Here is a 22,244-nt window from a genome sequence, read left to right as displayed (position 1 = left end):
AACGCTATACCGGCCGCGATCGGCGTGAACATGCCGATGTCATGCAGGCCGGGACGATCTCGGGATGACGGGAGCAGGCGCGAGGGTGAGAGAGGGTGAAGCCCTCACCCCGGCCGCACCGCGGCCGTCCAGGCCCGCGCGACCGCGTCACGGGTGACCTCGATGCCGAACCGGCGGCGGGCGTCGTCGCGCGCGCGGGCTGCGGCGTCGCGGCACACCTCGGGGTGGTCGAGCGCCCACACGATCGCACGAGCGAGCGCGTCGGCGTCACCAGGCCGGACGAGCAGCCCGGTCGCCGACCGACGGACACCGTCGGCGACGCCCTGAGCGCTGCCGTCCGGGTCCAGGATCTCGGGGACGCCGCCTGCTTCGGTGGCGACCACGGGGACGCCGGCGGCCATCGCCTCGGTCACGACCTGGCCGAAGGGCTCCGGCACGGGCGAGGCGTGCACGAGCAGGCTCAGGTCGCGCAGCTGACCGGCGGGGTCGTCCACCCACCCGGTCCACGCCACCCGATCGGCGACGCTCGACGCCGCGGTGGCGGCACGCAGCTCCTCCTCGACCACCGCGTCCTCGAAGAGCGCGGCACCGACGACGCGGAACGACACATCGGGGCGCTGCCGTCCGACCGTCTCCGCCGCGGCGAGGAACTCACGCTGCCCCTTGGTGCTGCTGACACGGCCGACGATCCCGACCGGCCCGCCCTGCCGACCACCCGCGGGTGCGTCGAAGGCCTCCGCCGCCAGACCCGGGTAGGCCACGACGACCTTCCGCTGCGCACCCGCGCCGAGCGTCGCCGCCGTGGCGTGCGAGTTGACCACGACGCGGCGCGGGCCCAGACGGGCGAGCGCACGCAGAGCCGTCGCCACCGGGCCGGGCAGATAGTCCTCGGCCACCCGGTCGTGGAGGTGCCACACCCAGGGAGTGCGGGCCGCAGGTGCTGCGAGCGAGACCATCACCGCGGACTTGAGCGAGTTGGCCACCACCAGGTCGGGCCGTCGGCGGCGGATCAGCCGGCGCAGCCGCGCCGCCACCCGCGCGGCATCCCGACCGTTGCGCAGCACCGCGCCGGCCGAACCGACGGTCGCGGTCCGGGTGACGCGGGTGACGTCCCCCGCACGCAGCTCGTGGACCTCGGCACCGGTGCTGCGGAGCCGCTCGACGAGCGGCCCGGCCTCCAGAACGACGCCCTCGACCTCGAAGGTGCCGGGGTCGGTCACGCGCAGCAACCTGAGCAGCGCGGACTCGGCGCCGCCGAGCTCGGCGGTGTGCGTGACCACCAGCACGCGCACCGGAGCAGGCACCCCGCCCATCGTCGCCACCCTTCCCTCACCGATCGTGCGCAACCCTAGCCCTGGCGTGGCACCCGCAGTCCGTACGATGTTCGCGTGAGCCCGCCCCGAGCGCTGGTCGACCCCTCGCCGCTGGCCGGCGCGCGGTCGGTGCTGTCGACCGGCGCAGGGGTCGCGGTCCTCGTCGGCCTCGGACTCATGGCCGGCCTGACCGCCGCGATCGAGCCCGGGCTCGCGCTGCCGCTCGCCGTCGTCGTGCTGCTGGTCGCCGTGGCGGCGATCGACCTGTCGCTGCTGCCCGTGCTCGCCGTGCCGGCGAGCATGATGGTCGCCCGGCTCGGGCCGATGAGCATCGCGGACTTCGCGCTCGGCGGCGCGACGGTGATCGCGCTCCTGATGCTGCGCAACAAGGGCGCGGTCGCCATGCAACCGCTCATGTGGGCGGGTAGCTGTTACATCGCGCTCAGCGCACCGCAGCTGCTGCTCAACCCGTACGCCGCGAACGCGGTGGAGTGGGTCCACGAGCTCGTGCTCGTGCTCGGCAGCCTCGTCGTCGGGTTCGTCGTCGGGCGGGAAGGGCACGCCCGCCTCGCGCTCGGCCTCTACGTCGCGATCTGCTGGGTGCTGGCGCTGCTCGCGATCGGGACCGCGTTCGCCAACGGGTTCGGGCCGGTCTACATCGGCGGGCTCCACAAGAACGCGCTCGGCGCGATCCTTATGGTCGGGGCGATCGTCGGGTTCGCGAACCCGACATGGCTGCGGTGGACACCGCTGTTCGGCTATCTCACCTTCGGTGCCTGTGCACTCGGCGCCTTCGCGGCGCAGTCCCGCCAGGCGCTCGTCGGCGCCCTCGTCGGCGCGCTCGTCGTCGGGCTGAGGCCGCGGTTCCACAACGGCAAGCGCTCGCGCCTGATCTGGCTGGTGACGATCCCGGGCATGTACTTCGTCTACAGCGCGGTCCTCGAGCAGCTCGAGTCCGACAACCCGTTCAACTCCGCGAACCAGCGGCTGGACTGGTACGCGGACTCGGTCAAGGTCTGGGAGATGTCGCCGCTGTTCGGCGTCGGGCACCGTTGGTGGGTGACGGGTCACACCGGCTACTCGGGATTCCAGCCGCCGAACGTCGTGCTCGAGGTGCTGACGACGGTCGGCGTGCTCGGTCTCATCGGCTTTCTGGCCATGTTCGGAGCGGCCATCTGGATCCTGGCCACGATGAACCCGGTCTACGGCACGCTGGCGCTCGCGCTCGTCGCGGGCCGGTTCGCACAGGCGCAGTTCGACATCTACTGGGTAGCCGGCCACGCGTCGATCCTCTGGATCGTCGCCGGCATCTGCTACGGCGTGCAGGCGCGGGACGAGGCGCTCGGCATCCGGCGGATCCCTCACCCTGTGCAGACCGTGTTCAGGCGCACGCGCGGGGTGCGTGCATGACTCGGCACCTCATCCACGCGATCACCCCTGGAGACCACTTCTCCCCGCGCACCGGATCTGCGATCCCCACCGTCGTGCACGGGCTGGCCTCGGCGTCCGCCGACGACGCCCCGCCGCGGTGGCGGCACTCGGTCCTCCTCGACGAGACGACGTTCCGGCCGCGATACGACTCGGCCGCCGTCATCGAGTACCGCGCCGCGCGCGGTCCCCGTCCGATCGAGCGCGTGCTCGACGCCGGACTCGCCCGGCTGGGGCTTCCACGCGTGGCCGCAACACGCGCGTGGCGACCGCTCGCCGACGCGCTGGCGACGATGCCTCCCGCGGTCGTGCTGGCGCACAACGCACCCGCGCTGCCCCCTCTGCTGCGCGGCGGACCTCACGCCGTCGTGCTCTACGCGCACAACGACCTCCTCCGGACCGTCGGGCGCAGCGAGGCCACGCGCAGGCTCGGCGACGTCGCTGCGATCGTGTGCGTCAGCGAGGACCTTGCCGCGCGCACCGCCGAGCAGCTGCCCGCAACGCTCGCCGACCGCGTGCACGTGGTCGACAACGGCGTGGACACGACGATGTTCTTCCCAGCCCCTGTCGAGCCGGGTCGCGAGCGGCTGCGCATCATGTACGTCGGCCGGGTCGTGGAGGACAAGGGTCCCGACGTGCTGCTGCGCGCACTGCGTGCTCTCGACCGCGACGACATCGAGTGCGTCGTCGTCGGCAGCGGCGGCTTCGACGCCGCTGCGCCGCTCACCGCCTACGAACGATCGCTGCGCGATCTCGCAGCGGCGGTTCCCGGGCCGGTGACCTTTCAGCCGTTCGTCGACCGGCCGTCGCTCCCGACACTGCTGCAGAGTGCGGACGTCTTCGTCGTGCCCTCACGCTGGCGGGAGCCCAGCGGACTGACCGTCGGCGAGGCGATGGCCACCGGCCTCCCCGTCGTCGCGAGCCGTGTCGGTGGTATCCCCGAGGTAGTCGGAGACGCAGGTCTGCTCGTGGAGAGGGACGACCCGGACGCGCTGGCCACCGCCCTGCGCGCCTTGGTCGCCGACAGCGACCTCCGTCGCGACTACGGGCTGCGGGCCCGCCGTCGGGCCGAGGAGCGCGACTGGTCCTCCTCCTGGCGCCGGCTGCGGGCCGTCATCGACCGGCTCTGAGACCCCTTCGGGCGTCGCTGCCGAGCAGCCCGCCGACCACGACGCGCAGGTGTGCCTCGAGCTCGTCGGCGGTCCGACGCCAGCCGGCGACCCGAGCGCGCACGGGGTCGGCGACGTCGTCGGCTGGCGAGGAGCCCAGGAGCTCGGAGCGATCCCGGTCCGCCGCGGCGTCCTCGAGCCATGCCCGCACGTCCGCGCCGTCAGGGCGCGGGTGCGCACGTACCCAGCGCGAGAACTGCTTGAGGGTGAAGAGCCGCGGCCAGAGGTCCGGGTCGTCGAGGAGCACCTCGCGGGCGTGCCCCCGGGACATCGCGAGCACGAGGTCGGCCGCGCCGATGTCCGCCGACCGAAGCTCTCGGCTGCGGTGCTGACGGAGGTCGAGGCCACGCTCGCGCGCGACCTTGAGCCCGCGGCGCGGCATCGGATGCCCGCCCGGCAGCAGGCCGGCCGAGTCGAACCGGAGGTCGCTGCCCGCCGCCAGCCGGTTCCCGATCGCAGCGGCCAGCGGCGAACGGCACTGGTTCGCGCGGCACACCACCAGCAGGCGCACCGGCACGCTGCCCGCTGGCTCTGCGGAACCACTCACCTGGGACGCCGCCTCAGCGCCGGTCGCCACCGAGCAGGCTGTCGTCGCGGTCACCGAGCACGTCCGCGTCGGGCCGTCGCTCGGACCTCCGCTGCGGCGGAGCCGCGGGTGGGAAGACGGGGGCCCGCTCACGGTCGGGCGAGGGCGTCTCGTCGCTCTCGCGGCGCTCGCGGTTGCTCGCGACCCGGTCCGAGGAGAGGTAGACGGCGTAGGACTTCGGCAGGCGGCGGCGGCCACGGTTGGCGACGACGCCGAGGACACGCACACCGTTGGCCTCGAGCCCTTCGATCGCGTCGACGACCATGGCGCGGTCGGAGCGGCCCACCGTGGCGATGACCACGGCGCCGTCGGTCGCACCGGCCAGCAGCGAGGCATCGGCCAGCCCCATCGCCGGCGGCGAGTCGACGATGACGATGTCGGCCAGGGACCGCAGCACAGCCATGACCTTGGCGTACCCGTCGCCCGCGAGCAGGTCGGCCGGGTCCAGGGGCTCCGCACCGGACGGCAGCACACGCAGACGTGCGTGCTGGGTGTCGTTGAGTCGTGCCTCGACCGCGGCCTCGGTCACCGGGGTACCGGCGGCGTTCTCCTCGAGGAGCTCGGCAAGACCAGGGCCGTCCGCAGCGTCCGCGAAGTACGTCCCGAGCTCCGGGCGTCGCAGGTCGCCGCCGAGGATGACGACCTGTCGCCCCGCGCGCGCCCACGCAACCGCGAGGTTGGCAGACGCGAACGACTTGCCGTCGCCCGGACCGACACTGGTGACGACGAACGCTGCATGCCGTGCCGGGAGGAGCACCTGCAGCGTGGACCGCACGGCACGGAAACCCTCGCTCAGGTTGGTCCGGCTGCGGGCAGCCACTGGTAGCGGCGGGTCCATCTTCTTGACGCTGCGGTCCCACCGCAGCTCCCCCAGCGACGTCGTGCTGCTGATGCGCTCGATCTCGTCGGAGTCGCGCAGGCGATTGTCGAACTGGTCGCGGATCAGGGCGGCCCCGATGCCGATGATCAGGCCCGTCGCGATCGCCACGGCCAGGACCACGGCGCGGCCGGGCTCGACGAGCCGCCCGGGGTACACGACGTCGAGCACGGTGCTGGCCGGCCCCGCCGTCGCGATCTCGTCGAGGGTCGTCTGGATCGAGCTCATGCGTGCCAGCGCGATCCCCAGATTGGTGGCGGCGATCGAGTTGGTGGGATCTCGACCGACCTCCGCCTGGAGGTCCTGCGCCTCGGCCACCGCCTCGCTGTGACGCTCGCGCAGGGTCGTGTCGACGACCGCGAGCTGCTCGTCCAGGTAGGCGCGGTACACCTCGATGACGGCCTCGGTGCGCGACTGCGCAGCGGCCGGCGTCGGGCCGGTGCCGTTGATGACGATGCGTCCGGTGCGCTCGCCCTCACGGAAGGAGGCCTCGATCGCGCCGTCGAGCGCCCCAGCGGGCTCCCCGGCGGCCTCGGCGGCCGGGTCGAGGATCAGCGGCGCCGTGATGGTCTCGGTGTCCAGGTCGACGGCGACCCCGCCGAGCTCGCCGGACGCGACCGCCTCGGTGACCACGGCGTTGAGGCGAATCGTCCCGCGGGTCTCATAGCTCACGTCGCGTATCGCCAGGTAGCCAGCGGCGGAACCGACCGCGACCAGGGTGACGACTGCGATGATCCAGATGCGCTTCCACAGGACATCGAGCACCTGCCGGAGTGTCACGATCTCCCCCGATCCGCCGGCCGGCCGTCATGACTCGGCTCTGTTTCCATGCTCTCCACCGGGTCCGTCCGGGCGCTCCGTGGATTAGCTGCAGCGCCCAGATTACACCGCGATCTCAACGAAAGGTCGGCTCTGACCAGGATGAGCCCGGACCCGTCACAGACCCTTCACGGACGACGCCGTTGACGTAGCCGCAGGTGGAGGCTGACGACGAGCGTCACCGCACCGAGCACCGCCGCGGCCGTGCCGGTGCGCAGCAGCTGGCCGACCCATGCGGCAGGCCCGAGCGCGGCGGCCATGGCGCACGCCGCCGCCAGGACGATCGCGACACCGGCGACCACCTGCCAGCGCCGGTCGTGGACCGCCGGCGGCGGGGGCGGCTCGCGTCCCGCCACGACCACCCACGCAGCGAGCGAGGCCGTCAGCAGCACGGAGCCAGCGATGTCGCTCGCGCGGTGCGCGAACGACGTCAGGGAGGCGAGGCCAACGAACACGACTCCCGCACCGAGCAGCATGACGACCCACGGCCGAAGCCACGGGGGCCGCAGCCACGCGACCGCGATGACCGCCGCGAAGGCGAGCGCGGCGTGCCCGCTCGGGTAGGTGTTCTCGACGTAGGCGAAGTCACCGAGGTAGGGGCGGGGCAGGATCCGCCGAAGCGACTCGGTGGCGAGCATCGTGGCGATGACGAGCGCGGCGGCTGCGGCGACGGGGCGCCACTCGCGGCGTGCGAGCGTGTCGACGCTCGCGAGCCCGGCGACGGCGACCAGCCCGAACGCGACCGTGGTCCGCAGCCGGGACACCTCCAGCACGGTCTCGAGGGTCAGACCGGCGGGGATCCCGAGCGACGACGCGTCGAGGGCCTGCCCTGTCGGTGTGAGAACGGCGAGCGCGTACAGCCCGATGAAGGCGCTGAGCCCTGCCGCTCCGAGCAGCGCCCACCCCCGACGGCCGTTGCGCTCAGCGATGGCTCAGCTCCTCGTCGACGATCTCACGAAGTCGCGCTGCGAAGCGCGCCTCCGAGAACGCGTCGGCGTGCTGCATGATCGTCTCGGCGGACCACTGACCGGCGACCATGCGCTGGATCGCGTCGGCGACGGCGGGCGCGTCGGGCGTCTCGAAGAACACCCCGGTCCGGCCGGCCACCACGGTGTCGAGGTAGCCGCCGTCGTGCAGCGCAGCCGTCGGCTTGCCGAACGCCGCCGCCTCCAGCGGCGACAGCCCGAAGTCCTCGAACGACGCGGCCACCAGACCCACACAGCTGCCGTAGAGCCACCGCAGCTCGGCGTCGCTGACACGGCCCACCAGGTGAGCGGCACCCGTCCGTGCAGCAAGGCCCTCGAGACGCCGGCGGTCGGGCCCGTCACCCACGACGACGACCGGGGTGCCCGCAGCCGCCGCTGCCTCGATCACGACGTCGACGTTCTTGTAGGGAAGCAGCCGCGCGACGCACAGCACGAACGGCTCCTCGATTCCCGGCAGCGGCTGCGCCTCGCCGTCGCTGTCCAGCGGCGCCGGCGGCGGGAACAGCACCTCCGCCTCGATGCCGTACACCTCGGCGACCGCTCTCTTGATGACCGTCGAGTTGACCAGGTAGCGGTGCGCGGAGCGCGCGGCTCGCTGGTCCCACTCGCGCAGCCTGGGACCGAGCATCCCGATCGCGGTCGTGACGGCTGCTGCACGTGCGCGCCCGCTCTCGGACCTTCCGGCGTAACGACCGGTCTGGTAGAGCCAGCGCGCGGGCGCGTGGCAGTAGACCACCTTGCGCCCCGTGGTGGGCAGCCCGTGCGCCCACCCGCTGGAGCTGGCGAGCAGCACGTCGGCCTCGATCGGGTGGCGGGAGACCGCCGAGGCGAGCAGGGGCAGCGCGATCCGGTGGTGTCGTCGCAGGACACGCCAACGGTTGAGGCGTGTCGGACGCACGTCGACCGTCTCGAACTCCGGGAACGATCCCTCGGGGTCGAAGAGCGTCGTGTGCAGCGGCACGTCCGGGAACGCACGCGTCATCGCCAGCGCGACCCGCTCGGCACCGCCGCGCTGGGTCACGTAGTCGTGCGCGAGAGCGACCGTCCCGTTCATCGGCCGGCGCGACCTCGACGGCTCGCCCACGGGCGAGGGCACGACGGCGTCGGGGGGGTACCGCCGTGCCCTCGCCCCTGGGCGAGCGCGTCGAGAGTCATGTCGGTGCGGAACTGGGCGGCGTGCGCACGCCGCGGGGTGACGAGGGTGACGGCCTGGTACGCCGCCGCGCAGCCGGCCGCTCGAGCTGCCCCCGTAGCGGCCGGCAGCCCTGCGACGTCGCGCGCGACCTTCGTGCGGAGCAGCGCGGAACGAGTCGTCGACGAGCCCGCCCACGGGCGGAGGCACGACGGCGTCGGGGGGGTGCCGTCGTGCCCCCTCCCCTGGGCGAGCGCGGCGAGGATCGTGTCAGTACGCACCGTCGGCCCCCAGCACCGCGCGGGCGGTCCGCCACAGGATCTGCAGGTCGTAACGGATCGACCAGTTGTCCGCGTAGCGCAGGTCGAGCTTGACCGTCTCCTGCCAGCTCAGCCGCGAGCGCCCGCTGACCTGCCACAGACCGGTCATGCCGGGTCGGACGTGGAGCCGGTGCATCGCCATGACGTCGTAGGTCGCCACCTCGCTGGGCAGCGCGGGCCGGGGGCCCACGAGCGACATCTCGCCGCGCACGACGTTCCACAGCTGCGGCAGCTCGTCGATCGAGAACCGGCGCAGGACGCGACCCACCTTGGTGACGCGCGGGTCGTCGGCCATCTTGAACAGCGGCCCGGCACCTTCGTTCGCGGCGAGCAGCTCCTCGCGGCGGCGCTCGGCGTCGACGTGCATGGTGCGCAGCTTGAACATCGTGAACTGGCGTCCGTCACGGCCGACACGGATCTGCCGGAAGATCGCCGGTCCGGGCGAGGTGAGCCGCACCGCTGCCATCGCTCCGAGGATCACCGGCGAGAAGGTCAGGAGCAGCAGCGAGCCGAGCACACGGTCCATCACCTGCTTGGCGAACCGCTGCGAGGTCGTCGGGCGCAGCACGGTCATGATCGGGGTCGCGCCGACCACCTGGAGGTCGACGCGAGAGTCGAGCACCTCGCGCAGGTCGGGCACGACCACGAGCTCGGTCTCGGTGCGCTCCATCGCCCACTGGAACCGGCGGAACTCGTCGGCGGGCAACGCGCCGTCGGCGACGAGGACCACGTCGGCGTCGTTGACCTCCGCCAGCAGCGCGACGTCGCGCGGAGCGCCGAGGACCTCGACGCCGCCGGGCAGCCGCGAGCCGATCTCGCGCTCGGGCACGCAGGCCCCGACCAACTCAAGATCCTCACGGACGATCGACATCTCCGCGAGCATGCGCTCGGTGTGCGCGACCGGGCCGACCACGATCGCACGAGGCCTGTGCAGGCCGCGGGCCCGCAGCGCCGACAGGAATCGACGCTGCGCCGTGCGGAACAGCGCCGCCGCCACCGCGACGCCACCGATGCCGAGGACGACCGGCGCCGGCGGCAGCTCGGCGAGCTCCAGGAACGAGACCGTCATCGCCACGGCCAGCATCCCGACGAAGCCGAGCGCGATGCTGCGGTACTCCCGCGTGGCCGGCGCGACGTGGCGCACCGCGTATCCGCCGGTGCTGGCGACGGTCCCGACGAAGGTCAGCACGCCGACCACCGCCGCACCGATCCCGCTGCCGAGCACGTAGTGCCCGAGCGCGAGGCAGACGAGGAGGGTGCACAGCACGTCCGAACCGATCGCCGCCAGCCGGTAGCGGCCCTCCCAGGCCCGCCACTGCGAGTCGACGACCTGGAACCGACGGCGCTCGGTGGGGATCGCCAGCTGCTCGACTCGGTCGATCACACTCATCGCTGGTCCACCCCCTCCCGCGCCGCCGGCCGCGCGGCTGCGGCTACCCGCGTCCACTGACCGTTCACGGCATCTCACCCGAACTTGGCTCAACCTGCTTCGGGAGCCCTTGTGGGTGGCTCCCCCGACTGCGATGAACGCTATTGAACGGGTTACCGCTCCTTAAGCCAGACCTTGGGTGACGTTGGTTGGTCGCGGAGCAACGCGGGAGGTTAGATCTCTCACCCCCACTCGAGCACCACGCAGCGGCGGGTGATGCGCTATCTCGACGTGGCCCGCGTCACGCCCTCCAGGGGCGCCTCGCCGACGCTCGCCGGCGGGCCTCCATCGCACGGTTTCCGTGGCCTCCGCTCGCAGCGCTCGCGATGCAGGAACCTACCGAGACCCGCAGGATCTCGCGGTTCGTGGGCGGTCGGAGGCTGCGCGTCGTCCGGCGCGCAGCCCAGACGCGAGACACCGGACGCCGACTGTCGCATGCCGCGTCGCGGAGACAGCGTGCCGTAGTCACGGACGCCGTCGGCGGGGTGAGGACGAGCGAGGGTGAGGTGGCCGACGGGGTGAGATCACCCCGTCACCCCGTCGGCCGCCCCTCCCGGTCACCCGGTCGCGAGGCGTGCCACGCGTGGTTCAGCGGCCGCTGCGGCGGCCACGAGGCGCGACGGCGCGTGTCACGCCGCGTGCATCGCTCGACGACGTGCGCCTCGCCGGAACCAGGCACGGCTCCGCCAGCGGGGTGAGCGCCGCGACTCAGCCCGGCCCGTGCGCGCGGCTCAGCCCAGCGCGTCGAGGATGCGCTGGGTGACCTCGTCGACCGTGCCGAGGCCGTCGACGCGGACCAGCAGGCCGCGCTCGTCGTAGAGGGTGACCAGCGGGGCGGTCTGCTCGCTGTAGACCTCCAGCCGACGGCGGATCACCGGCTCGGTGTCGTCGGAGCGGTTCTGCTCGGCCGCCCGGCCCAGCAGCCGGGTGACGAGCTCGTCGGTGTCGGCGGTCAGCTCGAGCACGACGTCGATGCTCGCGCCGCTGCTCTCCAGCATCCGGTCCAGCTCGGCCACCTGGGCCTCGGTGCGCGGGTAGCCGTCGAGGAGGAACCCGCCCGAGGCGTCCTCGGCCGCGAGCCGGTCGGCGACCATCGCGTTGGTCACCTCGTCGGGGACGTACTCGCCCGCGTCCATGTAGCGCTGCGCCTGCTGCCCGAGCTCGGTCCGCTGGGCCACGTTGGCGCGGAAGATGTCGCCCGTGGAGATCGCCGGCACCCCGAGGCGCTCGGCGAGGCGGGCCGCCTGGGTGCCCTTGCCGGCCCCGGGCGGGCCGATGAGGATGATGCGCGACGGCGTGGCGCTCTCGGTCATCGCAGGAACCCTTCGTAGTGACGCTGCTGCAGCTGGCTGTCGATCTGCTTGATCGTCTCCAGGCCGACGCCGACGACGATCAGCACCGACGCGCCGCCGAACGCCATCACCTGGTTGACGCCCATGAACTTGAACGAGATCGTCGGGATCAGCGCGACGAACGCCAGGTAGAGGGCGCCGGCCGCGGTGATGCGGGAGATGACGAACTGCAGGTACTCCGCCGTCGGCCGCCCGGCGCGGATGCCGGGGATGAAGCCGCCGTAGCGCTTCATGTTGTCGGCCACCTCGTCGGGGTTGAAGGTGATCGACGTGTAGAAGTACGCGAAGAAGATGATGAGCACCGCGTACGCGAGGATGTAGATCGTCGCGCCTGGGTCGAGCAGGTTCGCGGCGATCCACTGCACCCACGGCACCGTCTGGTCCTGCGAGAACTGCGCGGCCAGACCCGGCAGCGCAAGCAGCGAGGACGCGAAGATCACCGGGATCACGCCCGACATGTTGATCTTGATCGGGATGTAGGTGGAGCTGCCGCCGTAGGTGCGGCGCCCGACCATCCGCTTGGCGTACTGCACCGGGATCCGGCGCTGCGACTGCTCGACGAACACGACCAGCACGACCACGACGACCGAGATCAGCAGGAACAGGGCGACCTTGCCCAGCCCGTTGTTCGAGGTGGCGATCTGCTGCACGCCGCTCGGGAAGCTGGCGGCGATCGAGGTGAAGATCAGCAGCGACATGCCGTTGCCGACGCCGCGCTCGGTGATGAGCTCGCCGAACCACATGATCAGACCGGTACCGGCGGTCATCGTGATGATCATGATGAGGATCGTCGCCACGGAGTCGTTGGGGATGACCTCGACCGGGCAGTCGAGGAACAGCCCGCCGCTGCGGGCGACGGTGATGATCGTCGTCGCCTGCAGGATCGCGAGACCGATCGTCAGGTAGCGCGTGTACTGCGTGAGCACCGCGGTGCCAGACTGGCCCTCCTTGTGCAGGGCCTCGAACCGCGGGATCACCACGCGCAGCAGCTGCACGATGATGCTCGCGGTGATGTAGGGCATGATCCCCAGCGCGAACACGCTCAGCTGGAGCAGCGACCCGCCGGAGAACAGGTTCACCAGGCTCAGCACGTCCTGGGTGGCGCTCGCCGCGGAGGCGTCGAGGCACTGCCGGACGTTGCCGTAGTCCACACCGGGCGCCGGCACGAACGAGCCCACCCGGAAGATCGCCATGATCCCCAGCGTGAACAACAGCTTGCGGCGCAGGTCCGGGGTCCGGAACGCGCGAATGAATGCGCCGAGCAATGATCCTCCTGCGGCGTTCTCCCTACCGGCGTCGTGCCGGCCGGGGACGGAGCTGTCGAGCGGTGGTCAGCACTGACCCTAACCCGAGACGCCGACGGGGCGGCCTGCGTGAGGCCGCCCCGTCGTCGGGCTCAGTTCTCGGAGACGGAGCCGCCGGCGGCGACGATCTTCTCCTTGGCCGACGCCGAGAAGGCGTCGGCCGTGACGTCGAGCTTGACGCTCAGGTCGCCGGTGCCGAGCACCTTGACCTTGTGGCCCGAGCGCACGGCGCCCTTGCTCACGAGGTCCTCGACCGTCACGGTGCCGCCCTCGGGGAACAGCTCGCCCAGCTTGTCCAGGTTCACGACCTGGTACTGGACGCGGAACGCGTTCTTGAAGCCGCGCAGCTTGGGCAGCCGCATGTGCAGCGGCGTCTGCCCGCCCTCGAAGCGCGAGGGCACCTGGTAACGGGCCTTCGTGCCCTTGGTGCCGCGGCCCGCGGTCTTGCCGCCCTTGCCGCCCTCACCACGACCGACGCGGGTCTTGGCGGTGTGGGCGCCAGGCGCCGGGCGCAGGTGGTGCACCTTCAGCGCGGTCGCCTTGGCGTCCGCGGCCTGTGCCTTGTCCTTGGCAGCCATGGTCTCAGTCCTCGACTTCCTCGACGGTGACGAGGTGCGCCACCGTGCTGACCATCCCGCGGAACTCGGGACGGTCCTCGACGACGACCGTCTGGCCGACGCGCTTGAGACCCAGCGTGCGCAGCGTGGCGCGCTGGTTCTGCTTGCCGCCGATGCCCGACTTCGTCTGGGTCACCTTGAGCTGGGTCATGACGCCGCAGCCTCCTTCTCAGCAGCCTTCGTCGCACGGCCCTCGGCCTGCGCACGGAGCAGCACCGCCGGGGCGACGTCCTCCAGCGGCAGACCGCGGCGCGCGGCGACGGCCTCCGGCTGCTCCAGGTTGCGGAGCGCCTGGGCCGTGGCGTGCACGATGTTGATCGCGTTGGTCGAGCCCAGCGACTTGCTCAGCACGTCGTGGACACCGGCGCAGTCCAGCACGGCGCGCACCGGACCGCCGGCGATGACGCCGGTACCGGGCGACGCCGGGCGCAGGAACACCACGCCGGCCGCGGCCTCACCCGTCACCGGGTGCGGGATCGTGTTCTGGATGCGGGGCACGCGGAAGAAGTTCTTCTTGGCCTCCTCGACGCCCTTGGCGATCGCCGCGGGCACCTCCTTGGCCTTGCCGTACCCGACGCCCACGGTGCCGTCGCCGTCACCGACGACGACCAGCGCCGTGAAGCTGAACCGGCGACCACCCTTGACGACCTTGGCGACGCGGTTGATCGTCACCACGCGCTCGACGTAGTTGCTCGCCTGGGCGTCGTCGCGGCGACGGTCCCCGCCACCACGACGGTCGCGACGCTCGTTGCGGTCGCCCGACCGCTCGTTCTCGTTGCCGGAGCGCCCGGTGTTCTGACCGCCTGCGCGGCCGCGCTGCGGAGCAGCCATCATGCGTTCCTTTGCTCGTTGACGTTCATCGTGATGCTCACAGGTTCAGACCCTTCTCGCGAGCACCCTCGGCGACCGCGGCCACGCGACCGTGGTAGCGGTTGCCACCGCGGTCGAAGACGGCGGCGGTGATGCCGGCCGCGGTGGCCCGCTCGGCCACCAGCTCGCCGACACGGCGCGCCTTCTCGGTCTTCGCACCCTCGGTCGCGCGGACGTCCGCCTCCATGGTGGAGGCCGACGCGAGCGTCGTGCCGGTGGTGTCGTCGACCAGCTGCGCGACCATGTGGCGCGAGCTGCGGTTGACGACGAGGCGCGGACGCTCGGGCGTGCCGTGGATGCGCTTGCGCAGCCGCAGGTGGCGGCGCGCACGAGCCGTGCGCTTGCCGCTGCCCGTGCTGACACCCTTGATGCCTGCCATGGCTACTTACCAGCCTTTCCGACCTTGCGGCGGACCTGCTCGCCCGCGTACCGCACGCCCTTGCCCTTGTAGGGCTCCGGCTTGCGGATCTTCCTGATGTTCGCGGCTACCTCACCGACCTGCTGCTTGTCGATGCCGGAGACGGTGAACTTGGTGGGGCTCTCGACCGTGAAGGTGATGCCCTCGGGAGCCGTGACCGTCACCGGGTGGGAGAACCCGAGCGCGAACTCCAGGCTGTTGCCCTTGGAGACGACGCGGTAACCGGTGCCGACGATCTCGAGCTTCTTCTCGTAGCCCTGCGTGACGCCGGTGACCAGGTTGGCCAGGAGCGTCCGGGTCAGCCCGTGGAGCGAGCGCGACTCGCGCTCGTCGTTCGGGCGCTGCACCACGAGAGCGCCGTCGTCGTCCCGCTCGACCGTGATCGGGCTGGGGACGGTGTGGGACAGGGTGCCCTTGGGGCCCTTGACCGTGATCGAGGCGCCGTCGATGGTGACGTCGACGCCGGACGGCACGGTCACCGGGATCTTGCCGATGCGCGACATGTTCGGAGCCTCCCTTACCAGACGTAGGCGAGGACTTCCCCACCCACGCCCTTCTTCGCGGCCTGCTTGTCGGTCAGCAGGCCAGAGGACGTGGACAGGATGGCCACGCCCAGGCCGCCGAGAACCTTCGGCAGGTTGGTGGACTTTGCGTACACGCGCAGACCGGGCTTGGAGACGCGACGCACGCCCGCGAGCGCACGCTCACGGTTCGGCCCGAACTTGAGGTTCAGGGTCAGCGTCTTGCCCACCTCGGCGTCCGCGACGCTCCAGGAGGCGATGTAACCCTCGGCCTGGAGGATCTCCGCGATGTGCGACTTCAGCTTCGAGAACGGCATGGACACCGTCTCGTGGTACGCCGAGTTGGCGTTGCGCAGACGCGTCAACATGTCGGCGATGGGGTCTGTCATGGTCATCGGGCCTCAGCCCTTCCTCGTGGCGGTTTCCCACGTCGTCGTCCGACGGCGCAGGACCTGCCGCGTAGTGGTGGTTACCAGCTGCTCTTGGTCACGCCCGGGAGCTGGCCCGCCAGGGCCATCTCGCGCAGGCACACTCGGCACAGGCCGAACTTGCGGTAGACCGACTTGGGTCGGCCGCACCGGTTGCACCGGGTGTAGGCGCGCACACCGAACTTCGGCTTGCGGTTCGCCTTCTGGATCAGCGCGGTCTTCGCCATGTCAGTCCTCCTTGAACGGGAAGCCGAGACGGCGAAGGAGCGAGCGCCCCTCGTCGTCGGTGGTGGCCGTGGTCACGACGGTGATGTCCATGCCGCGAACCCGGTCGATCTTGTCCTGGTCGATCTCGTGGAACATCGACTGCTCCGTGAGGCCGAACGTGTAGTTGCCGTGGCCGTCGAACTGCTTGGCCGACAGGCCGCGGAAGTCGCGGATGCGCGGGAGCGCGAAGCTCAGCAGGCGGTCGAGGAACTCCCACATGCGGTCGCCGCGCAGCGTCACGTGGGCGCCGATCGGCTGGCCCTCGCGCAGCTTGAACTGGGCGATCGACTTGCGCGCCTTGGTGACGACCGGCTTCTGGCCGGTGATCAGCGTCAGGTCGCGCACGGCGCCGTCGATGAGCTTGGAGTCGCGCGCGGCGTCACCGACACCCATGTTGACGACGACCTTGACGAGGCCGGCGACCTGGTGCGGGTTCGCGTGACCGAACTCCTCCTTGAGGGCAGGAGCGATCTCCTCGCGGTAGATCGTCTTCAGCCGCGGGGTGATCTTCACCGTGGTCTCGAGTGTCTCGGTCATCAGATGTCCTTACCGGAGCGCTTGGCGACGCGGACCCGCTGGGTCTTCGTGCGGCCGTCGCGCTCGACCTGCTCGACCCGGTAGCCGACGCGCGTGCCGCGCTTGCTCTCGGGGTCGACGAGCATCACGTTGCTGACATGGATGGGGGCCTCGATGGTCTCGATGCCGCCGGTCCGGGTGCCGCGCTGGCTCTGGGCCACCTTGGTGTGCCGCTGCACGCGCTGCACGCCCTCGACGATCACCCGGTCGTTGCTCTGGACCTCGAGGACGCGGCCCTGCTGGCCCTTGTCCCGGCCCGCGATGACGACGACGAGGTCGCCCTTCTTGATCTTTGCCATGGCTACAGCACCTCCGGTGCGAGCGAGACGATCCGCATGAACCGCTTGTCGCGCAGCTCGCGGCCGACGGGGCCGAAGATGCGCGTGCCGCGGGGCTCGCCGTCGGCCTTGAGGATGACGGCCGCGTTCTCGTCGAACTTGATGTAGGACCCGTCCGGACGGCGGCGCTCCTTGGCGGTGCGCACGACGACCGCCTTGACGACGTCACCCTTCTTGACGTTGCCGCCCGGGATCGCGTCCTTGACGGTGGCGACGATCGTGTCACCGATGCCGGCGTAGCGACGTCCCGAGCCACCGAGCACACGGATGCAGAGGATCTCCTTGGCACCCGTGTTGTCGGCGACCTTGAGTCGCGACTCCTGCTGAATCATGTCTTAGCTCCTGGTGTCGTGCTGGTTCTCGCGCTGCGGGCGAGCCTTGCCGAACGGATGGTGTCTGCTGGTCCGGCAGCGCCGGGCTGGACTACTTGGCCTTCTCGAGGATCTCCACGATCCGCCACCGCTTGGTCGCGGACAGCGGGCGGGTCTCCATGATCAGGACGTGGTCGCCGACGCCGGCCTCGTTGGCCTCGTCGTGCGCCTTGACCTTCTCGGTGCGACGGATGACCTTGCCGTAGAGCGCGTGCTTGACGCGGTCCTCGACCTCGACGACGACCGTCTTGTCCATCTTGTCGCTGACGACGTAGCCGCGCCGCGTCTTGCGGTACGGCCGCGCGGGGGCCTCGACGGCGCCCGTGCTGCTCTCGGTGTTGCTTGCCATAAGGTCCTCGCTCACTTCGCGTCGACGGACGGCGCGGTGCGGATGCCGAGCTCGCGCTCGCGCAGGATCGTGTAGATGCGCGCGATGTCGCGACGCACCGTCTTGAGCCGACCGTGGTCCTCCAGCTGGCCGGTGGCCGAGGAGAACCTGAGGTTGAACAGCTCGGTCTTGGCCTTCTTCAGCTCGGCCTCGAGCAGCTCCGACGTCATGCCGTCGAGCTCGGAGACGGCCAGCTCCTTCGAACCGATCGCCATCACTCACTCACCACCTTCGCGGCTCACGAACCGCGTCTTCATCGGGAGCTTGTGCTGCGCGCGGCGCATGGCCTCGCGAGCGAGCTCTTCGTCGACACCGGCCAGCTCGAACATGACCCGGCCGGGCTTCACGTTGGCGACCCACCACTCCGGCGAGCCCTTGCCGGAGCCCATGCGGGTCTCGGCCGGCTTCTTGGTGAGCGGTCGGTCGGGGAAGATGTTGATCCACACCTTGCCGCCACGCTTGATGTGGCGGGTCATGGCGATACGCGCGGCCTCGATCTGCCGGTTGGTGACGTAGGCGGGCTCGAGAGCCTGGATGCCGTAGTCGCCGAACGCGATCGTGGTGCCGCCGGTGGCCTGACCGGAGCGCTTGGGGTGGTGCTGCTTGCGGTGCTTGGTCCGCCGCGGGATGAGCATCGCTCAGGCCTCCGTCTCTGCGGTCGGTGCGGGAGCGGCGGCAGCCTCGGCCGCGGGGGCCTCGGTCTGCGGCGCCGCGGACTGCTGCTGCTGGGCGTCGTCGCGACGGCCACGGCCGCCGCGCTCGCCGCGGTCACGGTCGCCACGACGCTGGCGCGGGGCGGCGGAGGCCTGCTGCTGGGCGTACTCGCGCTCGGTGAGGTCGCCCTTGTAGATCCAGACCTTGACGCCGATGCGGCCGAACGTGGTGCGGGCCTCGAAGAAGCCGAAGTCGATGTTCGCGCGGAGCGTGTGCAGCGGCACACGACCCTCGCGGTAGAACTCCGACCGGCTCATCTCCGCGCCGCCGAGGCGGCCGGAGACCTGCACCTTGATGCCCTTGGCGCCGGCGCGCTGCGCGGACTGGATGCCCTTGCGCATGGCGCGGCGGAACGACACGCGGGAGGCGAGCTGCTCGGCGATGCCCTGCGCGACCAGCTGGGCGTCGGTCTCGGGGTTCTTGACCTCGAGGATGTTCAGCTGGACCTGCTTGCCGGTGAGCTGCTCGAGCTCGCCGCGCAGGCGGTCCGCCTCGGCGCCGCGGCGACCGATGACGATGCCGGGACGCGCGGTGTGCAGGTCGATGCGGACCCGGTCACGGGTGCGCTCGATCTCGACCTTCGCGATGCCGGCGCGCTCGAGGCCGGTGGCCATGAGCTTGCGGATCGCGACGTCTTCCTTCACGTAGTCGCGGTAGCGCTGCCCGACCTTGGTGCTGTCCGCGAACCACCGGGTGCGGTGGTCCGTCGTGATGCCCAGGCGGTAGCCGTGGGGGTTGACCTTCTGGCCCATGGGTCAGCGACCTCCTGCGTTCTGGTCGGCCACGATCACGGTGATGTGGCTGGTGCGCTTGAGCACGCGGCTGGCGCGCCCCTGCGCACGGGGGCGGAACCGCTTGAGCGTCGGCCCCTCGTCGACGAACGCCTCGGCGATGACGAGGTCGGCCTCGTCGAAGCGCTCCGAGGCCAGGTCCGCCTTCACGCGAGCGTTGGCGATCGCGCTCTGGACGAGCTTGCGCACCGGCTCGGCAGCCGCCTGCGGGGCGAACTGGAGCTGCGTCAGCACGTCGGACGCGCCCTTCCCGCGGATCGTGTCGACGATGCGGCGAGCCTTCTGGGGCGTCACACGCACGAAACGCGCCTGCGCCTTGGCTTCCATCGTGTGTCCTTACTCTCTCTGAGTCTCTCGAGCGGTCGGTGCGCCAGCCTCAGCGGCGGCGCGCCTTCCGGTCGTCCTTCTCGTGACCACGGAACGTGCGGGTCGGCGCGAACTCGCCGAGCTTGTGACCGACCATCGCCTCGGTCACGAAGACCGGGACGTGCTTGCGGCCGTCGTGCACCGCGAAGGTGTGACCCAGGAAGTCGGGCGTGATGACCGACCGACGCGACCAGGTCTTGATGACCGTCTTCGTGCCCTTCTCGTTCTGAGCGTCCACCTTCTTCTGCAGGTGGTCGTCGACGAAGGGCCCCTTCTTCAGGCTGCGAGGCATGTCTGGGCTCCTTAGCGCTTCTTGCCGGTGCGGCGACGACGCACGATCAGCTTGTCGCTCGGCTTGTTCGGACGGCGGGTGCGGCCCTCGGTCTGGCCCCAGGGGCTGACCGGGTGGCGGCCACCGGAGGTCTTGCCCTCACCACCACCGTGCGGGTGGTCGACGGGGTTCATGGCGACACCGCGAACGGTCGGGCGCTTGCCCTTCCAGCGCATGCGGCCGGCCTTGCCCCAGTTGATGTTCGACTGCTCGGCGTTGCCGACCTCGCCGACGGTCGCGCGGCAGCGCGCGTCGACGTTGCGGATCTCGCCCGAGGGCATCCGCAGCTGGGCGTACGGACCGTCCTTGGCGACGAGCTGCACCGAGGTGCCGGCCGAGCGGGCGATCTTCGCGCCGCCGCCGGGCTTGAGCTCGATGGCGTGCACGACGGTACCGGTGGGGATGTTGCGCAGCGGCAGGTTGTTGCCGGGCTTGATGTCGGCACCGACGCCGGACTCGACGCGGTCGCCCTGCTTGAGACGGTTCGGCGCGATGATGTAGCGCTTGTCGCCGTCGGCGTAGTGCAGCAGCGCGATGCGAGCGGTGCGGTTGGGGTCGTACTCGATGTGAGCGACCTTCGCCGGCACGCCGTCCTTGTCGTTGCGACGGAAGTCGATGACGCGGTAGGCGCGCTTGTGGCCGCCACCGATGTGGCGGGCCGTGATGCGGCCCGAGCTGTTGCGGCCGCCCGACTTGCTGAGCGGCTTGACCAGCGACTTCTCCGGCGTCGACCGGGTGATCTCGACGAAGTCGGCGACGGAGCTGCCGCGGCGGCCCGGCGTCGTCGGCTTGTACTTACGGATGCCCATGGATCTGTTCCTCTAGGTTCTCGCCCGGACCCGGCTCAGCCGGCTCCGCCGAAGATGTCGATGGTGCCCTCGCGCAGCGTGACGATCGCGCGCTTGGTGTCCTTGCGGCGACCGATCCCGAAACGGGTGCGGCGGGCCTTGCCCTTGCGGTTGATCGTGTTCACCGAGGCGACCTTGACGCCCGAGAAGATCTGCTCGATCGCGATCTTGATCTCGGTCTTGTTCGCGCGGGGGTCCACGAGGAACGTGTACTTGCCCTCGTCGAGCAGGTTGTAGCTCTTCTCGGACACCACCGGCGCGACGATGACGTCGTGCGGGTCCTTGGTGCTGATGGCGCTCACTTGGCGTCCTCCTCGGTCTCCTCAGCGACGGCCGCGTCGGCCGCCTCGGGCTCCGCGGAGCTCGCCGACGCCGTCACCGAACGACCCTTGACGGGGCCGGCGACGAACTGCTCGAGCGCCTCGGCGGAGAACACGACGTCGTCGGAGACGAGCACGTCGTAGGTGTTGAGCTGGTCGGGGTGCAGCAGGTGCACCGACGGCACGTTGCGCAGGCTCTTCCACGCGAGCTCGTCGGTGCGGGTGAGCACGACGAGGACGTTGCGAGCCCCGGTGGCGGCCGACAGCGCGGTCAGCGCCTGCGACGTCGAGGGGACGTCACCGGAGACGAAGCCCGACACGACGTGCACGCGGCCGGCGCGCGCACGGTCGGAGAGCGCACCGCGCAGGGCGGCGGCCTTCATCTTCTTGGGGGTCCGCTGGCTGTAGTCGCGCGGGACCGGGCCGTGCACGATGCCACCGCCGGCGAACTGCGGCGCACGGGTCGAGCCCTGGCGGGCGCGGCCGGTGCCCTTCTGGCGGTACGGCTTCTTGCCACCACCGCGCACCTCGGCGCGGGTCTTGGCCTTGTGCGTGCCCTGGCGGGCCGCGGCCAGCTGGGCGACGACGACCTGGTGGATCAGCGGGACGTTCGCCTGGACGTCGAAGATCTCGGCGGGCAGCTCGGCGCTGCCCGACTTCTTCCCCGTGGCGTCGAGGATGTCGACGGCGGTCATGTCAGGCCCCCTTCGCGGCGGTCTTGACCACGACGGTGCCGCCCTTGGGGCCGGGCACCGCACCGACGACGAGGAGGAGGCCCTTCTCGGCGTCGACGGCGTGGATCGTGAGGTTCTGGGTGGTCTGGCGGGCGTTGCCCATGCGACCAGCCATGCGCAGGCCCTTGAAGACGCGCGACGGCGTCGAGGCGCCGCCGATCGAGCCGGGCTTGCGGTGGTTGCGGTGCGCACCGTGGGAGGCGCCGACGCCGGCGAAGCCGTGACGCTTCATGACACCGGCGGTGCCCTTGCCCTTGGTCGTGCCGACGACGTCGACGACAGCCCCGGCCTCGAAGGTCTCCGCGGTGAGCTCCTGGCCGACGCTGTACTCGGCGGCGTCGGAGGTGCGGACCTCGGCGAGGTGGCGGCGCGGCGTGATGCCCGCGGCGTCGAAGCGCGCGCGCAGCGGCTGGGTCAGCTTGCGCGGGTCGATCTCGCCGTAGGCGAGCTGGACCGAGCTGTAGCCGTCGGTCTCAGGCGTCTTGACCTGGGTGACGACGTTGGTGCCGACCTGGATCACGGTGACGGGGCGCAGGCGGCCGGCGTCGTCCCAGACCTGGGTCATGCCGAGCTTGGTCCCGAGCAGCGCCTTGACGACACGCTCGTGCGTGGCAGTGGGAGTAGTCATGGC

Annotated in this window: 30 protein-coding genes; 2 read left to right on the top strand and 28 right to left on the bottom strand. The window is 71.1% G+C overall.

Features of this window, described 5'->3' with window-relative positions; all coding sequences use genetic code 11:
• Positions 1–104: 104 nt before the first annotated feature.
• Positions 105–1,313 carry a glycosyltransferase family 4 protein gene (locus tag GPA02_RS02120; RefSeq protein ID WP_156198206.1) on the bottom strand — a complete coding sequence of 403 codons (1,209 nt, stop codon included), beginning with the start codon at positions 1,311–1,313 and terminating at the stop codon, positions 105–107.
• A 75-nt stretch (positions 1,314–1,388) separates the two neighbouring features.
• Between GPA02_RS02120 and GPA02_RS02115 the strand changes: the two genes are divergently transcribed.
• Positions 1,389–2,723, top strand: coding sequence for an O-antigen ligase family protein (locus GPA02_RS02115; protein ID WP_156198205.1), 1,335 nt, complete (start codon positions 1,389–1,391; stop codon positions 2,721–2,723).
• Positions 2,720–3,871 (top strand): glycosyltransferase family 4 protein, encoded by a 1,152-nt coding sequence (locus GPA02_RS02110; protein WP_156198204.1) that lies wholly within the window; start codon positions 2,720–2,722, stop codon positions 3,869–3,871. The genes GPA02_RS02115 and GPA02_RS02110 overlap by 4 nt, the downstream gene beginning before the upstream one ends.
• Here the strand turns inward: GPA02_RS02110 and GPA02_RS02105 are convergent.
• From GPA02_RS02105 to rplC, 27 genes are all read right to left on the bottom strand, one after another.
• A complete protein-coding gene (locus tag GPA02_RS02105; protein WP_162457673.1) occupies positions 3,855–4,421 on the bottom strand; it encodes an arsenate reductase/protein-tyrosine-phosphatase family protein in 567 nt (188 codons plus the stop codon). The genes GPA02_RS02110 and GPA02_RS02105 overlap by 17 nt on opposite strands.
• 49 nt (positions 4,422–4,470) lie before the next feature.
• Positions 4,471–6,138: a polysaccharide biosynthesis tyrosine autokinase gene (locus GPA02_RS02100; RefSeq protein WP_156198202.1), complete on the bottom strand. Its 1,668-nt coding sequence runs from the start codon at positions 6,136–6,138 to the stop codon at positions 4,471–4,473.
• Between the two features lie 182 nt (positions 6,139–6,320).
• On the bottom strand, positions 6,321–6,965 hold the full coding sequence (locus tag GPA02_RS02095) for a phosphatase PAP2 family protein (RefSeq protein ID WP_156198201.1): 645 nt from the start codon (positions 6,963–6,965) through the stop codon (positions 6,321–6,323).
• Between the two features lie 148 nt (positions 6,966–7,113).
• Positions 7,114–8,232 (bottom strand): glycosyltransferase, encoded by a 1,119-nt coding sequence (locus GPA02_RS02090; RefSeq protein WP_156198200.1) that lies wholly within the window; start codon positions 8,230–8,232, stop codon positions 7,114–7,116.
• 348 nt (positions 8,233–8,580) lie between these two features.
• A complete protein-coding gene (locus GPA02_RS02085) occupies positions 8,581–10,020 on the bottom strand; it encodes a sugar transferase (RefSeq protein ID WP_156198199.1) in 1,440 nt (479 codons plus the stop codon).
• A 770-nt stretch (positions 10,021–10,790) separates the two neighbouring features.
• Positions 10,791–11,372 (bottom strand): adenylate kinase, encoded by a 582-nt coding sequence (locus tag GPA02_RS02080; protein WP_193567827.1) that lies wholly within the window; start codon positions 11,370–11,372, stop codon positions 10,791–10,793.
• Positions 11,369–12,676 carry a preprotein translocase subunit SecY gene (gene secY, locus GPA02_RS02075; RefSeq protein WP_156198198.1) on the bottom strand — a complete coding sequence of 436 codons (1,308 nt, stop codon included), beginning with the start codon at positions 12,674–12,676 and terminating at the stop codon, positions 11,369–11,371. The genes GPA02_RS02080 and secY overlap by 4 nt, the downstream gene beginning before the upstream one ends.
• 131 nt (positions 12,677–12,807) lie before the next feature.
• A complete protein-coding gene (gene rplO, locus GPA02_RS02070; RefSeq protein ID WP_156198197.1) occupies positions 12,808–13,293 on the bottom strand; it encodes a 50S ribosomal protein L15 in 486 nt (161 codons plus the stop codon).
• A gap of 4 nt (positions 13,294–13,297) precedes the next feature.
• Positions 13,298–13,483, bottom strand: a complete 186-nt coding sequence (gene rpmD, locus GPA02_RS02065; protein WP_156198196.1) for a 50S ribosomal protein L30 — start codon at positions 13,481–13,483, stop codon at positions 13,298–13,300.
• Positions 13,480–14,163 (bottom strand): 30S ribosomal protein S5, encoded by a 684-nt coding sequence (gene rpsE / locus GPA02_RS02060; protein ID WP_156198195.1) that lies wholly within the window; start codon positions 14,161–14,163, stop codon positions 13,480–13,482. The genes rpmD and rpsE overlap by 4 nt, the downstream gene beginning before the upstream one ends.
• A 37-nt stretch (positions 14,164–14,200) precedes the next feature.
• Positions 14,201–14,581, bottom strand: coding sequence for a 50S ribosomal protein L18 (gene rplR, locus GPA02_RS02055; protein WP_156198194.1), 381 nt, complete (start codon positions 14,579–14,581; stop codon positions 14,201–14,203).
• Between the two features lie 2 nt (positions 14,582–14,583).
• Positions 14,584–15,123 carry a 50S ribosomal protein L6 gene (gene rplF, locus GPA02_RS02050; protein ID WP_156198193.1) on the bottom strand — a complete coding sequence of 180 codons (540 nt, stop codon included), beginning with the start codon at positions 15,121–15,123 and terminating at the stop codon, positions 14,584–14,586.
• A 14-nt stretch (positions 15,124–15,137) separates the two neighbouring features.
• Positions 15,138–15,536 carry a 30S ribosomal protein S8 gene (gene rpsH, locus GPA02_RS02045; RefSeq protein WP_156198192.1) on the bottom strand — a complete coding sequence of 133 codons (399 nt, stop codon included), beginning with the start codon at positions 15,534–15,536 and terminating at the stop codon, positions 15,138–15,140.
• Positions 15,537–15,610: 74 nt separating this feature from the next.
• Complete coding sequence (locus GPA02_RS02040) at positions 15,611–15,796, bottom strand: type Z 30S ribosomal protein S14 (RefSeq protein ID WP_156198191.1); 186 nt, start codon at positions 15,794–15,796, stop codon at positions 15,611–15,613.
• Between the two features lies 1 nt (position 15,797).
• On the bottom strand, positions 15,798–16,373 hold the full coding sequence (gene rplE, locus GPA02_RS02035) for a 50S ribosomal protein L5 (protein WP_156198190.1): 576 nt from the start codon (positions 16,371–16,373) through the stop codon (positions 15,798–15,800).
• Positions 16,373–16,711 (bottom strand): 50S ribosomal protein L24, encoded by a 339-nt coding sequence (rplX, locus tag GPA02_RS02030; RefSeq protein WP_156198189.1) that lies wholly within the window; start codon positions 16,709–16,711, stop codon positions 16,373–16,375. The genes rplE and rplX overlap by 1 nt, the downstream gene beginning before the upstream one ends.
• A 2-nt stretch (positions 16,712–16,713) precedes the next feature.
• Complete coding sequence (gene rplN / locus GPA02_RS02025; RefSeq protein WP_156198188.1) at positions 16,714–17,082, bottom strand: 50S ribosomal protein L14; 369 nt, start codon at positions 17,080–17,082, stop codon at positions 16,714–16,716.
• Positions 17,083–17,173: 91 nt separating this feature from the next.
• Positions 17,174–17,470 carry a 30S ribosomal protein S17 gene (gene rpsQ / locus GPA02_RS02020; RefSeq protein WP_156198187.1) on the bottom strand — a complete coding sequence of 99 codons (297 nt, stop codon included), beginning with the start codon at positions 17,468–17,470 and terminating at the stop codon, positions 17,174–17,176.
• An 11-nt stretch (positions 17,471–17,481) separates the two neighbouring features.
• A complete protein-coding gene (gene rpmC / locus GPA02_RS02015; protein ID WP_156198186.1) occupies positions 17,482–17,724 on the bottom strand; it encodes a 50S ribosomal protein L29 in 243 nt (80 codons plus the stop codon).
• Positions 17,725–17,727: 3 nt separating this feature from the next.
• Positions 17,728–18,144: a 50S ribosomal protein L16 gene (rplP, locus tag GPA02_RS02010; RefSeq protein ID WP_156198185.1), complete on the bottom strand. Its 417-nt coding sequence runs from the start codon at positions 18,142–18,144 to the stop codon at positions 17,728–17,730.
• A gap of 3 nt (positions 18,145–18,147) precedes the next feature.
• On the bottom strand, positions 18,148–18,975 hold the full coding sequence (gene rpsC, locus GPA02_RS02005; RefSeq protein ID WP_156198184.1) for a 30S ribosomal protein S3: 828 nt from the start codon (positions 18,973–18,975) through the stop codon (positions 18,148–18,150).
• A gap of 3 nt (positions 18,976–18,978) precedes the next feature.
• Positions 18,979–19,341 carry a 50S ribosomal protein L22 gene (gene rplV, locus GPA02_RS02000; RefSeq protein ID WP_156198183.1) on the bottom strand — a complete coding sequence of 121 codons (363 nt, stop codon included), beginning with the start codon at positions 19,339–19,341 and terminating at the stop codon, positions 18,979–18,981.
• Between the two features lie 49 nt (positions 19,342–19,390).
• Entirely contained in the window at positions 19,391–19,672 is a 282-nt protein-coding gene (gene rpsS / locus GPA02_RS01995) for a 30S ribosomal protein S19 (RefSeq protein ID WP_156198182.1), read from the bottom strand.
• 11 nt (positions 19,673–19,683) lie between these two features.
• Complete coding sequence (gene rplB / locus GPA02_RS01990) at positions 19,684–20,520, bottom strand: 50S ribosomal protein L2 (RefSeq protein WP_156198181.1); 837 nt, start codon at positions 20,518–20,520, stop codon at positions 19,684–19,686.
• Positions 20,521–20,555: 35 nt separating this feature from the next.
• Positions 20,556–20,852, bottom strand: coding sequence for a 50S ribosomal protein L23 (rplW, locus tag GPA02_RS01985; RefSeq protein WP_156198413.1), 297 nt, complete (start codon positions 20,850–20,852; stop codon positions 20,556–20,558).
• A gap of 5 nt (positions 20,853–20,857) precedes the next feature.
• Positions 20,858–21,574: a 50S ribosomal protein L4 gene (gene rplD / locus GPA02_RS01980; RefSeq protein ID WP_156198180.1), complete on the bottom strand. Its 717-nt coding sequence runs from the start codon at positions 21,572–21,574 to the stop codon at positions 20,858–20,860.
• A 1-nt stretch (position 21,575) separates the two neighbouring features.
• Positions 21,576–22,241 carry a 50S ribosomal protein L3 gene (rplC, locus tag GPA02_RS01975; protein ID WP_156198179.1) on the bottom strand — a complete coding sequence of 222 codons (666 nt, stop codon included), beginning with the start codon at positions 22,239–22,241 and terminating at the stop codon, positions 21,576–21,578.
• Positions 22,242–22,244 lie beyond the last annotated feature (3 nt).

This window comes from Actinotalea caeni, from assembly GCF_009733795.1.
Classification (GTDB): Bacteria; Actinomycetota; Actinomycetes; order Actinomycetales; family Beutenbergiaceae; genus Pseudactinotalea; species Pseudactinotalea caeni.
Note: the sequence above shows the minus strand (reverse complement) of the source record. Positions and strands in the feature narration are given on the sequence as shown.